This is a genomic window from Pseudomonas sp. S2_B10, assembly GCF_054668425.1.
The window spans coordinates 1256377-1271235 of the sequence record NZ_CP162768.1; the positions used below are offsets into that span (position 1 = coordinate 1256377).

Annotated in this window: 16 protein-coding genes; 4 read left to right on the forward strand and 12 right to left on the reverse strand. The window is 60.0% G+C overall.

What is annotated here, in order from left to right; translation table 11 throughout:
- Positions 1–30: 30 nt before the first annotated feature.
- Entirely contained in the window at positions 31–921 is an 891-nt protein-coding gene (locus AB4O45_RS05470; protein WP_090288604.1) for an AraC family transcriptional regulator, read from the reverse strand.
- A gap of 190 nt (positions 922–1111) precedes the next feature.
- Here AB4O45_RS05470 and AB4O45_RS05475 point away from each other — a divergent pair, with 190 nt between their 5' ends.
- Positions 1112–2164, forward strand: coding sequence for an NAD(P)-dependent alcohol dehydrogenase (locus tag AB4O45_RS05475; RefSeq protein ID WP_071173192.1), 1053 nt, complete (start codon positions 1112–1114; stop codon positions 2162–2164).
- 9 nt (positions 2165–2173) lie between these two features.
- Here the strand turns inward: AB4O45_RS05475 and AB4O45_RS05480 are convergent, their stop codons facing one another.
- The 9 genes from AB4O45_RS05480 to AB4O45_RS05520 all read right to left on the reverse strand — a co-directional run bounded on the left by AB4O45_RS05480 (position 2174) and on the right by AB4O45_RS05520 (position 10692).
- Positions 2174–2977, reverse strand: a complete 804-nt coding sequence (locus tag AB4O45_RS05480; protein WP_016770958.1) for an IclR family transcriptional regulator — start codon at positions 2975–2977, stop codon at positions 2174–2176.
- A 62-nt stretch (positions 2978–3039) separates the two neighbouring features.
- Positions 3040–4350, reverse strand: a complete 1311-nt coding sequence (locus tag AB4O45_RS05485) for an MFS transporter (protein WP_041479405.1) — start codon at positions 4348–4350, stop codon at positions 3040–3042.
- 177 nt (positions 4351–4527) lie between these two features.
- Positions 4528–5676: a galactonate dehydratase gene (dgoD, locus tag AB4O45_RS05490; protein ID WP_460161166.1), complete on the reverse strand. Its 1149-nt coding sequence runs from the start codon at positions 5674–5676 to the stop codon at positions 4528–4530.
- 60 nt (positions 5677–5736) lie between these two features.
- Positions 5737–6357, reverse strand: a complete 621-nt coding sequence (locus AB4O45_RS05495) for a 2-dehydro-3-deoxy-6-phosphogalactonate aldolase (RefSeq protein ID WP_460161167.1) — start codon at positions 6355–6357, stop codon at positions 5737–5739.
- 19 nt (positions 6358–6376) lie between these two features.
- Complete coding sequence (locus AB4O45_RS05500) at positions 6377–7366, reverse strand: 2-dehydro-3-deoxygalactonokinase (RefSeq protein ID WP_460161168.1); 990 nt, start codon at positions 7364–7366, stop codon at positions 6377–6379.
- Positions 7367–8152: 786 nt separating this feature from the next.
- On the reverse strand, positions 8153–8893 hold the full coding sequence (locus tag AB4O45_RS05505) for an alpha/beta hydrolase (protein ID WP_150742567.1): 741 nt from the start codon (positions 8891–8893) through the stop codon (positions 8153–8155).
- A 6-nt stretch (positions 8894–8899) separates the two neighbouring features.
- Positions 8900–9394, reverse strand: coding sequence for a PAAR domain-containing protein (locus AB4O45_RS05510; RefSeq protein ID WP_039760120.1), 495 nt, complete (start codon positions 9392–9394; stop codon positions 8900–8902).
- A complete protein-coding gene (locus AB4O45_RS05515) occupies positions 9391–10053 on the reverse strand; it encodes a hypothetical protein (RefSeq protein ID WP_460161169.1) in 663 nt (220 codons plus the stop codon). Before AB4O45_RS05515 ends, AB4O45_RS05510 begins: the two co-directional genes overlap by 4 nt.
- A 159-nt stretch (positions 10054–10212) precedes the next feature.
- A complete protein-coding gene (locus tag AB4O45_RS05520; protein WP_041479417.1) occupies positions 10213–10692 on the reverse strand; it encodes a GNAT family N-acetyltransferase in 480 nt (159 codons plus the stop codon).
- Between the two features lie 386 nt (positions 10693–11078).
- Here AB4O45_RS05520 and AB4O45_RS05525 point away from each other — a divergent pair, with 386 nt between their 5' ends.
- From AB4O45_RS05525 to AB4O45_RS05535, 3 genes are all read left to right on the forward strand, one after another.
- Positions 11079–11423, forward strand: a complete 345-nt coding sequence (locus AB4O45_RS05525; protein WP_076563793.1) for a hypothetical protein — start codon at positions 11079–11081, stop codon at positions 11421–11423.
- A gap of 44 nt (positions 11424–11467) precedes the next feature.
- Positions 11468–11722, forward strand: a complete 255-nt coding sequence (locus AB4O45_RS05530) for a hypothetical protein (RefSeq protein WP_041479421.1) — start codon at positions 11468–11470, stop codon at positions 11720–11722.
- A 104-nt stretch (positions 11723–11826) separates the two neighbouring features.
- Complete coding sequence (locus tag AB4O45_RS05535; protein WP_460161170.1) at positions 11827–12207, forward strand: Rho termination factor N-terminal domain-containing protein; 381 nt, start codon at positions 11827–11829, stop codon at positions 12205–12207.
- Between the two features lie 114 nt (positions 12208–12321).
- Here AB4O45_RS05535 and AB4O45_RS05540 read toward each other — a convergent pair whose 3' ends face one another.
- Both AB4O45_RS05540 and AB4O45_RS05545 read right to left on the reverse strand, forming a co-directional pair.
- A complete protein-coding gene (locus AB4O45_RS05540; RefSeq protein ID WP_460161171.1) occupies positions 12322–13251 on the reverse strand; it encodes a PfkB family carbohydrate kinase in 930 nt (309 codons plus the stop codon).
- Positions 13244–14710 (reverse strand): purine-cytosine permease family protein, encoded by a 1467-nt coding sequence (locus tag AB4O45_RS05545; RefSeq protein ID WP_258707059.1) that lies wholly within the window; start codon positions 14708–14710, stop codon positions 13244–13246. The genes AB4O45_RS05540 and AB4O45_RS05545 overlap by 8 nt, the downstream gene beginning before the upstream one ends.
- Positions 14711–14859 lie beyond the last annotated feature (149 nt).

The following is a 14859-nucleotide window of genomic DNA, read 5'->3' on the forward strand; positions in this document are numbered from 1 at the left end:
GGCTCGCTCCCACAGGGGATTATCGGCGGATCAGGCAGCGCGCTCATCCCCCGGACTGCGTTCGAAGTAACGCTTGTACTCGCGGCTGAACTGCGACGTGCTCTGATACCCCACCCGATGCGCCACCTGCGCGACACCCAGCCCCTCCGCCACCAGCAGCGTCTGCGCCTTCAACAAGCGCAAACGCTTGAGATACTGCACTGGCGACAACAGTGTGCTGCGCTTGAAATGCTCATGAAACGTCGACACGCTCATGTTCGCGCAACTGGCCAGTGTCTCGACATTGAGCGGCTCGGTGTAATGCGCATGCAGATGGCTGATCGACGCCGCCACCCGGGCGAATTGCCCTTGTTGCTCGACCAACGCACGCAATACATCCGCCTGCGGCCCGCGCAACGCAACGAACAACAACTCGCGGACCCGCGCCGGGCCGAGAATCTGGCATTCCAGCGGATCGTGCAGACAGCTGAGCAGCCGCTCGACACAACCGCGCATGCCATCGTCGAGCACCACCGAGGTCATCGACTCCGGCGTCTGCGCCGGAATATGCCGACCCGGCGCCAGCCCCATGGCCAGCACCAATTCGCCGAGCAGGACGCGATCAATCGCCACCGACACACCGAGCAATGGCGCATCGGGCAAGGCAAAGGTTTCACATTCGAACGGCACCGGCAGCGCCTGGATCAGGTAATGCCCGGCGCCGTATTCCATGGTTCGTGGGCCGAGGAACGCCAGTTTGCTGCCCTGGGCGATGATCATCAGGCTCGGCTCGTAAATGTGCGGGCCACGGGCGACGTCGCAACTGGCGCGCAGGATCTGCACACCGGGCAGGCCGGTCTGGCTGTAGCCATCGCGCAGCGCCAGCGGTTCGATCAGCGAAACCAGCCGGGCATTGGCATCAAGATGACGGGTCAACTGCATCGAATAGGTCTTCGTAAAATTCACGGAAAAGTGGATGAAAACATCATCGCAGATCCGCTGACCAATGCGATCGCCGAAACCCGCATGCCGGAGGATTAGGCATGAGACCCGGAGAAATCGTCATGGCCGCACCCGCGTCTGACGGCCAGAATTCACCGCCTCACTTGTCACTGTTTTTGCGAGGTCACCCATGTACACCGCCATCGGCTATGCCGCCCAATCGGCCACCACGCCCCTCGCCCCGATGAAATTCGAACGCCGCAGCCCGCGCGCCGACGACGTGGCGATCGAAATTCTCTACTGCGGCGTCTGCCATTCCGACATCCATCAGGCACGCAACGAATGGGGCATCGCCGTTTATCCGCTGATGCCTGGCCATGAGATCGTCGGAAAAGTCACCGCAGTCGGTGCGAATGTCACCCGTCACAAGGTAGGCGATCTGGTTGGTGTCGGCTGCATGGTCGACTCCTGCCGCAGCTGCGAAGCCTGTCAGGCGAACCTCGAGCAATATTGCCTCGAAGGCCCGACCATGACCTACGCCACCCCGGATCGGGTTGATGGCAGCAACACCATGGGCGGTTATTCGGACAGCATCGTGGTCAGCGAACACTTCGTTGTGCGCATCCCCGAGAAACTCGCACTGGCCAGTGCCGCACCGATACTCTGCGCCGGCATCACCACTTACTCGCCGCTCAAGCACTACGGCGTCAAGGCCGGTGACAAGGTAGGCATTCTTGGCATGGGTGGCCTCGGCCACATGGGCATCAAGTTCGCCAAGGCCATGGGCGCGGAAGTGACCCTGTTCACCCGTTCGGCGAGCAAGGCTGAAGAAGGTCGCCGTCAGGGCGCCGATCACGTCATCGTCTCCACCGATGCCGAGCAGATGAAGGCCGCGGCCGGCTACTTCGACTTCCTGCTCGATACCATTCCGGTGCAACACGACTTGAACCCGTACCTCGACACCTTGCGTTTCGACGGCGTGCACATTCTGGTCGGCCTGATCGAGCCAGTGAACCCGCCCGTGCACGCCGGCAAACTGGTGATGAGCCGTCGCGTACTGGCCGGATCCTTGATCGGCGGTATCGCCGAAACCCAGGAAGTGCTGGATTTCTGCGCCGAGCACAACATCACCTGCGACATCGAAATGCTCGACATCCGCAATATCAATGAAGCCTATGCGCGGATGATTGCCGGTGATGTGAAGTACCGCTTCGTCATCGACATGGCGACGCTGAAGGCCTAAACCTTAGGGCTATACCTTCAAACCAAGCTCCGCCGACAGCCGGGTTGTGACCCCTTTGAGCAGGGGGATCAACTCGGCCATTTTTTCCAGCGGCATGTACGGCACGGTGCTGGCGATACTGATCGCCGCGACTATGCCCTTGCTCGCATCACGAATTGGCGCCGCCACACAGCGGATCGACGGTTCGTTGTCTTCCAGATCGAACGCGTAGCCACCGGCAACGTATTCGCCCATGCGCTGCTCCAGCTGCTCCCACGATTGCTGCGGATGCTGCGGCCAGAACTGACTTTTGCCACCCGCCGGCAGGCTGATGTCGTACAGCCGCCGCCAATCCTGCGGCGAATCGTCGAGCATCAAGGCCTTGCCGATCCCGGTGCGTACCAGCGGCATGCGATGGCCAACCCGCGAGCGCATTTCCGGCCCGTTGCGCCCGGGGTTCTTCAATAAATACAGCACTTCGTCGCCTTCGCGGATTCCGAGGTGCACGGTATCGCCGGTCAGCGCCGACAACTCATCCAGATACGGTCCGGCCAACGTCACCAGCGGCAACTCTTCGCGGGCCTGAAAGCCCAGTTCGATCAGCTTCGGCCCGAGCAGATAACCGATTTGCGGCACCACGCGCAGATAACGCTCGTCGACCAGACAACTGGCCAGACGATGGGTAGTGCTGCGCGTGGTGCCGATCAGCCGGGCGATCTCCTTGAGATCACGCGCGCCGCTGGCCACCGCTTGGACTACACCGAGGCCGCGCAGCAGCGTCTGGGTGCCGGTGGGCGCGGCGTCCTTGGTTTTTTCCGGGGCGTCTTCCTGCATATCCAGCCTTTTTACCGTTGAGCGAAGGAACGGGCGGCATTATGGTCGCCCGACGCTGAGCACTACAACTCGATACGCTCGACCTTGCCCACCAGCAGCACGTAGGACAAGGCACCGACCAGCGCGAGCACGGCGATGTAGGTGATCGCCGGCGCGAACGAATCGCCGCTGGCAAGGAAGCCGATCACAATCGGCGTAGCAATCGCCGAAAGATTGCCGATGAAGTTGAATACGCCACCGGTCAGACCGAGCAAACGCGCCGGCGCCAGCGTCGAGACCAGCGACCAGGTGATCGACGCCAGCCCGTTGCCGAAAAATGCCAGGGCGAGGAAGGCAATCACCAGCGGCGTCGACTCGACAAAATTGGCGCCGATGATCGAGGTCGAAATCAGCAGCCCGCCAATGATCGGCAACTTGCGTGCGAAGCCCACGGTGTAGCCGCGCCGGATCAGGAAGTCGGAAAAGAATCCCGAGCACAGGACGCCGACGAACGCGGCGAGAAACGGCAGCGATGCAAGCAGGCCGGACTTGATGAAGTCCATGCCGCGGTATTTCACCAGATAGGTCGGGAACCAGGTGAGGAAGAACCACAGCGTCGAGTTCAGACAGAACTGGCCGAGGTAGATACCCCACAACTTGCGTTTGCTGAGGACGATGCCGAGATCGGTCCAGCTGAATTTGGCTTTTACCTTGGCCGCCTCGGCCTGGATATCGACCAGCCCGCCGCCTTCGCGGATCAGGTCGATTTCCGCCTGGTTAGTGCCTTTGAAATCGCGCGGCTCGCGATACACCGCGTACCAGATCAGCGCCCACAGAATGCCCACCGCGCCGGTGGCGACGAACACCATGTGCCAGCCGAACTCATGTTGCAGCCACGCCAGCACCGGGGTCAGGAAAGCCAGACCGACAAACTGTCCGGAAGTGTAGAAACCGATCGCCGTGGCGCGCTCGCGCTCAGGGAACCAAGTGGTGACCACGCGGCTGTTGATCGGATAGGCCGGCGCTTCCAGCGCACCGACGGCCATGCGCAGCACGAACAGCGCGATGAAGCTGCTGACGAAACCGAGCATCACCGTGGCCACCGACCACAGCAGCAGCGCGACGCTGTAAAGGATGCGCGGCGGCACGCGATCGACCAGCCAGCCGCCGGGGATCTGCATGGCAGCGTAAGTCCAGCCGAAGGCGGAGAAGATCAGACCGACGTGAACCGGATCGATGCCCAGCTCACTGGTCAGCGCCGGCGCGGCAATCGACAGGTTGCTGCGGTCCAGGTAGTTGATGACCACGGTGATGAACAGCAACACCATGATGAAAAATCGCTTGCGGCTAGGCGTGACTAAAGACGCCTGCCCGGAGAGGGTATGCGTTTGCATGAGAGATGCCTCTTTTTATGTTTGTTGAGGTCATGACGCAGATCTCCTCTCCCTGGAGATCAAACTGTGGGAGCGAGCCTGCTCGCGAAAGCGTCGGGTCAGTCACATGGATGGCGGATGTGACATTGCATTCGCGAGCAGGCTCGCTCCCACAGGGATCAGTGCTGAATCAGGAGATCACCACTCGGCAAAGCTGCCATCGGCATGACGCCAGATCGGGTTGCGCCAGCGATGGCCGACGGCGGCGCGTTCGATCACGTATTCCTCGTTGATCTCGATGCCCAGCCCCGGGCCGTTCGGAATCTTCACGAAGCCCTGGTCGTAGTCGAACACGCGCGGATCCTTCACATAGTCGAGCAAGTCGTTGCTCTCGTTGTAATGGATGCCCAGGCTCTGCTCTTGGATAAACGCGTTGTAACAAGCCGCGTCGAGTTGCAAACAGGCAGCCAGGGCGATCGGTCCCAGCGGGCAATGCAGCGCCAGCGCGACGTCGTAGGCTTCGGCCATGTTGGCGATCTTGCGGGTTTCGGTGATGCCGCCAGCGTGGGAGGCATCCGGCTGGATAATGTCGACGTAGCCTTCGCTCAACACCCGTTTAAAGTCCCAGCGCGAGAACAGACGCTCGCCGAGGGCAATCGGCGTGCTGGTCAGCGGCGCCAGTTCTTTCAATGCTTCGTAGTTTTCGCTGAGCACCGGTTCTTCGATGAACATCAGTTTGTACGGGTCGAGCTCCTTCATCAGCACCTTGGCCATCGGCTTGTGCACGCGGCCGTGGAAGTCGACGCCGATACCGACGTTCGGCCCGACCGCATCACGCACGGCGGCAACGTTGGCCAGGGCGAGGTCGACTTTCTCGAAAGTGTCGAGGAACTGCAGTTCTTCGGTGCCGTTCATTTTCACCGCAGTGAAACCACGGCTCACTGCTTCTTTCGCCGCACGCGCGGTGTCGGCCGGACGGTCGCCGCCGATCCACGAATACACACGAATCTTGTCGCGCACCTGGCCACCGAGCAGATCGCTGACCGACACGCCGAGGGCCTTGCCCTTGATGTCCCACAGCGCTTGGTCGATACCGGCCAGCGCGCTCATGTGGATCGCGCCGCCACGGTAGAAGCCACCGCGATAGAGCACGGTCCAGATGTCTTCGATATTGCGTGGGTCTTTGCCGATCAGGTAGTCGGACAATTCTTCCACCGCAGCAGCTACGGTATGCGCGCGCCCTTCGACCACAGGCTCGCCCCAACCGGTCACGCCCTGGTCGGTTTCGACCTTGAGGAAGCACCAGCGCGGCGGAACGATGAAGGTCGTGAGTTTGGTGATTTTCATCTCTGCTCTCTTTTGTAAATGCAGCTTTTATTAGATGCAGCGCACACAGCGCCAAAATTCTTAACGCAGGGCTTTCCAGGCAGTCACGTAGGCCTTGGCATTGACCGCCACCTGCTCGGGCGTCATGCCCGGTTTGAACAGACCGGAACCGAGGCCGAAACCTTTCACACCGGCATCGATAAAGGCCTGCATGTTGTCCGGTGTGATCCCGCCGACCGGCGCCAGCACCGTGCCGGCTGGCAACACCGCCAGCCAGGCCTTGACGACCGCCGGGTTCATTTGCTCGGCCGGAAACAGCTTGAGAATTTCCGCGCCCTCAGCCAGTGCGGCGAAGGCTTCGGTCGGCGTGGCCACACCCGGCGACAGGTACAGCCCCGCCGCTTTCGCCGCGCGCAACACCTTGGCATCGCTGTGCGGCATGACGATCACTTGGCCGCCAGCAGCTTTGACCTGCTCGACCTGCTCGGGGCTGAGCACCGTGCCAGCACCGATCAGGCAATCGGCGGGCAGCGCATCACGCAGGATGCGGATGCTTTCGTACGGCGATGGGGAATTGAGCGGTACTTCGATGACGCGAAATCCGGCGGAATAAAGGACTTCTCCGACAGCCGCCGCTTCCTGCGGTTGCAGGCCACGCAGAATCGCGATCAGACCGTTTTGTGCCAGTGCTTGCTTGAGCATGTCAGGCCTCCAGTCAGGGTTAACGGGATGAGGAATCGATCAGTCCGGCGGCACGCGCCAGTTGCCACAGGCCACGCTCGGTCGCCTGCTCGGCCAGCGTCACCCGAGCAAAGCCGCAGGCATCGAGCGCGCGTTGATAGCGCGTGCACAATTGCGCATTGCCGATGAGCACGATTGCTGGAAGATTCGCTTGATTGCGCCGGCGCCGCTGCACATTGGCGAGCGCGGCCAGCTCATGGCCGATCATCAGACCGGAGAGATAATCCGCCTGAGCAGTCGGGCTCAGTTCACCGGTCAGGCCGAGGGTGCGGGCGCTGAACAAGGTCGAGAGCACACCTAGCTCGGCATCTGTCGACAGCGCGATTTGCACGCCGCGATCGAACGCCTGCGCATCGAAGGTCGCGCTCGGTTGTTGGGTACGGCCGAGAATGCTGTGCTCGCTGAGCACGGCAAACACTTCGCCGGTCATGAACGTGTCGAAATGGGTGATGCGGCCATCGACCACCTCCACCCACTTCGAATGGCTGCCGGGCAGGCCGATCAGCAGGTCGTTACCTGCCTCGGCCGGCAGACTTTGCAGCACGCCGAGGACTTGGGTTTCTTCGCCGCGCATTACATTCGGCAGACGCGAACGCTGGATCACGCCCGGGACGATATGCACCGGCGTACCGCGCAGACTGACAACGGTTTGTAGGGAATTTCCGAGATGGGCGACGTCGGCTGGCGTTTCGCAGTAAGGCGCTTCGCGCCAGCCCTGCGCACTGCCGACCATGCCGCAAGCGATCACCGGCAGATCCGGCTGCGCATCGAGCCAGTCACCACAGGCCTCGTCGAAGGCCAGTTCAAAACCATCGGCGCATTCACGGCCGTGGATGATTCGCGGGGTCTTGGGCAACTGCATGATCCCGGACGACAGCGCACGCGGCTCCAGCACCACACCGTCGGCCGCGAGTTTGTAAGCACGTAATGAGGTCGTCCCCCAATCGAGCGCGATCAATTGCGCCTGCATCGCTTCACCTGTTTTGTTTTTGGCAATGAGTGCGATGGACTATAAACCCGAGGGACGGGAAATCTCAATATATAAATATCAATCCCACATTATGGGAAGAGCCAACAGTAACGGTATCACCTCGCTCAAAACGCCGCCCTTGGGCTGCAACGATGGCGATCGAATGCCGGGAAGGACCGAGTCAGGCTTGCACGGGCAAAAATGCAAGGTTCGCCATGCCGCTGCGGTCGGGAAATACTCAGGGAGACCGGCCCACGAAAGAGGCAAGGCCGGACGGGATAGTTTTTATTTTGCAGGTCCAGTTGTCAGCAAATCCGCGCTAGGTACCCGCATAATCTTGGAAAAATACGTCTTGTATGTAGTGGAGTGGACTCTATACACACAGGAAAAGGAATCTCTGGCTTTTAAAAAGGGATCCAGTGTTTCCCCTTTCAGGCGTCTTTCTCCCCCCTCATCGTCTACCGACTCGTCAAAAATGACATCTGCCCTGTAAATTAACGAGTCCGGCGAAACCCTCTCGATAAACCCGAAGCCGGACTGTTTAATTCGATGTGCCTGAGAAAAATCAAGGTCATTTGTCAACGAGCAGACCAGCCCACGCCCTATAGACGACTTGAACAGGCCGAGAAGTTCCACGTCGGACTTGAAATAAACTTGATAAATTCCGGTAGTACGAAGCCGCTCTGTCTTTTCGTATTTGAGGTCAGCAATGGGCCGACCATGATTCAAAGAACAAGCCGAGAGCACCGACATACATATTGTCAAGATTAAAACCTTCACAGGTTGTTACCCCTTAATCCACTTGAATATTGACTCCGCTACAATCTGTCGCGCTGACTTTCCACCGGGCAAGGCGTGAGCATACATAGAGTTGGCATCTGCGTGATTGATATCGAGCCGCCCCATGACGTTCGGTCCTTCGGAGATCTCCCATTGCTCACCGAAGTCTGCAACCAGATCTGACAGGTTCCAATCGACCGCAGCTGCCCTGATATTTACCCAATACTGCGCTTTAGGCTTGGGAACCTGACGATATATTTTCGAAATACCATATACGATTTTGCCGTGTCCTACGGGATCCAGGGTCACCAAGATTTTTATTTTGAAACCGCGCTCGGTTAAAACGGCAGACAAATGAGCACCGTTCCAGCCACCCAAACTGTGGCCAATGATATAAATCGCAGTATTGCAACTTGGAATTTTTCGAATAACGTTACGCTCCAAATCCTCCTCACTCATAAATGAGTTATAACCAAGAGGCAACGTCGTACAAGATTTCTGTATTTCCAGCGCTTCGATGTCCGCGTCGACCATGTCTCGCACATAGTCGACATTGTGATTGGGACCATCAACGTAATACCGTTCCTGATCGCCAGCTCCACCAACAAGAAAAACCATTGCATCGCGGATGCTTACTGTTACTTGCTTGACCGATTGATCTGTCTTGCAAGTAAGTGTATGACTCACGGGATCCCTTGTCGCCATTGGCGGTGGTGGAGCCTCTGCTGTAGCACTTCCATTTGCCATCTCTAATTACTCCACAAATAATTTAATCGTCTCAGCCAGGTGCGAACTGACGGTATGGGTAAACCCCGCCGCATCCGTCACGCCTGACTCTTCACTGCCGTCACCCCGCTGAATGATGTAAGGGTGATAAGAGACCGGCTCTCCGGTGTCCTGATTGACTACTTGCAACCTGTCAGTGAAATGCACCGGCATCGGCAACAGCCCACTAAATGCGGCCCCTCCCCCACTTTGGCCGATGATCACCGTGCCCGAGCCACCGATCACGACATTGCCATGCCCACCAGTGCTATCGAGCATCGCGGCATTCAGACCGTTAATGAAAACAGTGCCGGAGACCGCTCCGGTGATAGGGCTGCCACACGCTGATTTATCGGTCATGCGTGCAGCAGCGAGGCCGTCGAAGAATACGTCCGGCGAGCCGGAGACAATCGGGTTGGTGCCGTGACCTGGCAGTGGGCAGGCGGTTGGGTCGGTGACGCGAGCTGCGGGTTTACCACTCAATTCAAAGCTCCTTGCTTAAGGGGTGCCGGGGATGGCTGATAGATGTCGATGTCGGTCGCGGCAAAGCACCAGCGATTATCGACCGGGTCGAACAGAGCATGACAATGCTCACGGCTTTCAGGTGATGTCGCGGTTTGTATGGCACGCCAGGCTTCGTTGGCTTGCCAACTCAACTCGGCAGGCGTTGCATCATCAAGTTCGTTGAGCCAGGCGTTGTAGTTGCGCAGGTGATTGCGCTCGAAAGTCGATTGCAGCAACTCGACCATTTCCACGCCAAGGTCCAGATGATGCCTGGAGGTCCAGCGCCCCACTTCGGAGTAGACGTGCCAGCCCATCGGGATCAACGCACCGTTTTTCAACAGAGAATGGCCGGCGAGAGCGACGAAGCCGCAACAGATGTGCAGCATCAGCCAGCCTTGATGGGCGTCGATAATCGCTGTGGGATCAAAGGTTCTCAGCGCTACCACGCGGTATTCGCCGAGGCCGGCGCTGCGCGACATCAACTCGGCGTCGAGCCGCGACACGAAAGCCCGAATAGCCAGGCCGCCGGTGCGCTGGGCCATGCAGAGAATTTCGACAGCCTGTCGATTCGGGTCGTCAGAAGAGCCGGTAGTTTTCACCAGACCATACAGACGCATGGACGCCTGCAGTCCGCTCATAGCTGGTCACTCATTGACGCAGCGAGGGCTCCACAGGCGCGGAGAAATTTTGCCAGATGCATTGCAGGTGTCGTCCGTGAGCGCGCAAAAATGGCGCACAGAATGCCGGACCAGAGCGGTGGCGACAACTGAATCAGCAGTAGATTGCCATCATTGTGCTCAGCCCTCGGCAAACTCTCGCAACACCTTGCCATCCATGCGATACCGCACCCATTCCTCCTGCGGTTGTGCACCGAGGGATTTGTAGAATTCGATGGCCGGGGTGTTCCATTCCAGCACGCTCCATTCGAAGCGGCCGCAGTCGTTGGCGCAGGCGATTTTCGCCAGGTGGCGCAGCAGGGTTTTGCCGGCGCCGCCACCGCGTTGTTCGGGGGTGATGTAAAGGTCTTCGAGGTACAGGCAGTTGCTGCCCAGCCAGGTTGAATAACTGAAGAAGAACACCGCGAAGCCGATCGGCAAGCCGTCGCGCAGGCAGATCAGGCCATGGGCGGTCGCGCCTTCGCCGAACAGGCTGCGTTCGATGTCGGCGACGCTGGCGATGACTTCGTGACGGGCCTTTTCGAAATCTGCCAGTTCGGTGATGAAGGCGAGGATTTGCGGCGCATCGCTGGGGGTCGCCGGGCGGATTTCGATCGTCATGGACGGGCCTTGTCTGCAAATTAAAGCGCCATACTAAGGCGCGCAGCGGCGCTCGTCACATGGCAAACATACTGACCTGCCCGATCGGGCGAACGCCGTTGCCCCTGTGGGAGCGAGCCTGCTCGCGAATGCGTCCTTCCAGTCAGCCTCGAGTCAACTGACAGAATGCCTTCGCGAGCAGGCTCGCTCCCACAGTTGATATCGCAAATTCTGAAAGCATGCTTATGACCGTTAACTGTTTTGCACCGATGGAAACGCTAAAGCTCGGCATCGTCTGAACAGCAGTCACCTGACCCTGGCGAAGACCGTTCGTCGATCATCAGGCACCAATCCGTCATCAGGGCTGACCAACCCAGTGTAAGGATTCCAATCACTGGAGAAGCCCTATGATCCCGTCAAGGTTGACCGCTTTAGTCTTCAGCGCCCTGCTTTGCCCTGCGGTGTTCGCCGCCTCGTCCACGGCAGCGGGCACTGGCCCTACCGATCCGACCCCGCCACGCGCGCCCGCCATCAACAGTGCTCCCGGTATGAATACCGATGGTTCCGGCGTGCCGCTGATCAATCAGCCACCCGCCACCGGCACCGATCCGCGCACACAAGGCAGCGATCCGGGCCGTCAGGGTGGCATGAACACGCCTGACTCTCCTGCCACTCCGCCTGACAATGCCGGCCCCGGTGTCGGCTCGAAAACCACCACCGGTGGCTCCGGTTCCGAAGGTGCCGGTCAGTAGTTCGCCGACGCGAGCGCCCTATTCACTCCCATGAAGAGGTAACCATGAACGTCGACAAAGACCTGGAAAAAGAAGTTCTCACCCGCCTGCTGCACGCGCATCCCAACGGCTTGGGCAAGGAGGTGCTGGACAATTACCGGGGCGAGAAAGTCGTGGCCAGCGCCCTCGCCGCCCTGCAGGATCGCGGGCTGATTCACCATGGTCATGTGACCTGCAGCGAAGCCGGTGAGCACTCGCTGAACCTGCCGATCAAGCTCAGTTCAGCCGGGGTTGAAGCGGCGAAGAAACTCGATAGCTGACGCTGGTTGGGGCTGCGGATCTTCGACTTCGAACGGGTAATTCGTCTCGAGTGATTCGCAGCCTTCGGCGTAACGCAGCACATCCTGACGCAAGGAGAAATCCCATGCCTCGTGGAAGCAGAGACAAATACACCAGCGAACAGAAGCGCAAAGCCCAGCACATCGAAGACAGCTATGAGAAAAAGGGCGTGTCGAAAGATGAAGCTGAGGCGCGTGCCTGGGCGACGGTGAACAAGCAATCCGGCGGTGGCGAAAAGTCCGGCGGCTCAGGGCGCAAGAAGCCTGCAAGTGCCAAGTCGGAAGAGCGCAAAGAGTCATCCCGCCGCGCGGTGGCCAGTCGCAAGGGCCATTCGCGCAATAGCGAGACTTCGAAGAATGCGCAGACTGTCGATAGCCTGATGAAGGAAGCCCGAGCGAAGAATATTCCGGGACGCTCGTCGATGCGCAAGCAGGAGTTGATCGAGGCGTTGCGCAAGGCCGGTTAAGTCTGATGGCCTCATCGCTGGCAAGCCAGCTCCCACAGATTTTTCGGGTGGTTGCACTATTGCACTTACACACGAAGACCCTGTGGGAGCTGGCTTGCCAGCGATTGCGGTGCATCAGTCGCCGCAGGATTCGCGGATAAACGCATCCACCTCACCCGCCCCCGGCGATGTCGCCGGCCCCCAGCGCGTCACCGCCAGCGCCGCCGCAGCATTCGCCCGCCGCGCCGCTTCCAGTGCATCCAGCCCCTGCGCCAATCCAGCAACAAACACCCCGGCATGCGCATCACCGGCGCCATTGCTGTCCACTGCATTGACAGCAAACCCCGGCACTTGTCGACGCTCGCCACGCTGTTGAATCCAGCAACCCTGCGGCCCGTCGCGCACCACCATCAGCACATTTTCCGGCAGGAGCTTCGCGAGCCGATCCATTGCCGCGCCAATTTCATCAGCCACGGTAAATCGCAGCGCCTCAACACTGTTGCTGGTCCACACATTGATGCGCGGTAGCAACGCCTGCATCATCGGCGCGTCAGGTGACTCCACCAACGGCCCCGGGTCGAACACCACATTGACCGACGCCGGCAGCGCCAGCGTCCAGTCGAGCAACGCCTGCGCCTTGCCCTCGTGCAGCAGACTGTAACCGCTGAGATAAACGTAATCGCCGGGCTCAGCAGCCACATTGTTCAAATCGTCTTCGGTCACCTCACCTTCAGCGCCGATGTAGGAAATGAAACTGCGTTCAGCCGACGCATCGGTCAGCGCCACACACAGACCGGTATCGCGCTCGGCCGGTTCGCGGATGCCGATGCAGATACCTTCCGCCTGCATCGCTTGGCGCGCCAAGTCACCGAAACGCCCCATGCCATGGCGACCGAGGTAAACCACCGGCAGACCGTTACGCACCGCAGCGGCCATCACGTTGAAACCGCCGCCGGCTTCGAACCCCGCCGACTGCGCCAGCACGTCGCCGCCAATCTGCGGCAGTTTATCCACGGCCATGACCAGGTCGATGATGACCTGGCCGGTGTGCAGCATCTTAGGCATGAGCATTCTCGGGGTGCGCGGCGCGGCGATCTTTCGCACCGCCAAGTATCAGGTAAATGCCACCGGCGACGACGAAGGTCACGATCCAGCCGAGGCCGTTGTGGCCCAGCCAGGAGTCGGACAGAAAGCCCTTGAACCAGACGTTTTCTGCCGTGGTGCCGATGGTGGTGAAGCTGAAACCAAGGACGATGGCGATCGCCCAGGCGCCAAACGCGCGCCACTCGATGCCGCCGCGATACCAGTAGGCGCTGCTCGGGCTGACATCGAGCAGGTCTTTGGGGCTGTAGTAGTGACGGTGAATCAGATCGACGACGAAAATCCCCACCCATGCAGTGATCGGCACTGCCAGCAGGGAAATGAAGGTAATGAACGGGCCGTAGAAACTGTCGGCGATCAGCATGAAGTAGATCGAGCCGGCGAAGATCGCGACGATGTCGACCACTACCGCGTAGACGCGTTTGACCTTGAGGCCCAGGGTCAGCGTGGTCAGGCCGGCGGAATATACCGACAGGTTGTTCGACAGCAGCAGGCCGCCGAACGCGGTGATCAAGTACGGCACGGCCATCCAGGTCGGCAGCATGTCGCGAATCGCCACGATCGGGTCAGTCGCCGACGCCAGATCATTGTTGCCCACAGAGAGCAAGCCGCCGAGGGTGATCAGCAGCACCAGCGGGATCCCTGCGCCGAACGCCGCCGACGCCACCAGGCGCACAGCCTTGACGCTGCGATGCTGATAGCGCGACATGTCGGCACCAGCGTTGGCCCAACCGATACCAGTGCCGGCGGCCATGGTGCCGATGCCTATGATCATTGCGCTCAGCGGTGCTGGCGTGGCGTTGAACACCGCACTCCAGTCGATCGTCGCGCAGAGGAAACCACCGACGAGAATGTTCAGCGCACCGAACACATAGGTCGCCCACTTCTGGATCACCAGCAGGGTCGCGTGGCCGAGGCCGGACACCGACAAGGTCAGCAGGACGAAGATGGCGATAAAGATCAGCGTCAGGACCGGCGCACTTTTCGCCTCGACCGGCGAGCCGAACAGGATCGAACACAGCGACAGCAGGACAAACGCCGCAGTGGTGGTATTGACGGTTTCCCAACCCAGACGCGACATCAGCGAAACCAGCGTCGGGCCGATGTTGCCGCGTACGCCGAAGATTGCCCGCGACAGCGTCAAGCTCGGCGCGCGGCCACGCCGCCCGGCAATCGAGATGATCCCGACCACGGCAAATGAGCCGGCGGCACCGAGGATGGCGACGATGATCGCCTGCCAGATTGCCAGCCCGCGAAATGCCACCAGCGTGGCGCCCAACGGCAGGCCGAGGATGGAAATGTTGGCGGCGAACCAGACCCAGAACAGCTGCAGCGGATGACCGTTGCACTCGGCTTCCGGCACCGGCTCGATACCCCGGGTTTCCAGTTGCCCGACGCTCTGCCCGGCGGTTGATGAACTCATGAAAATGCTCCTGTTTGCCTTTTTTGTGGTTGTGGCAATGATGCAAAACGACAAGACAACCGGCCTTCCGAGGCCTGTCTGTGCGATCCATTGCTGTGTGAATTCTTTAGAAATGCGCCGCCCCTTTCGCGAGCAGGCTCGCTCCCACA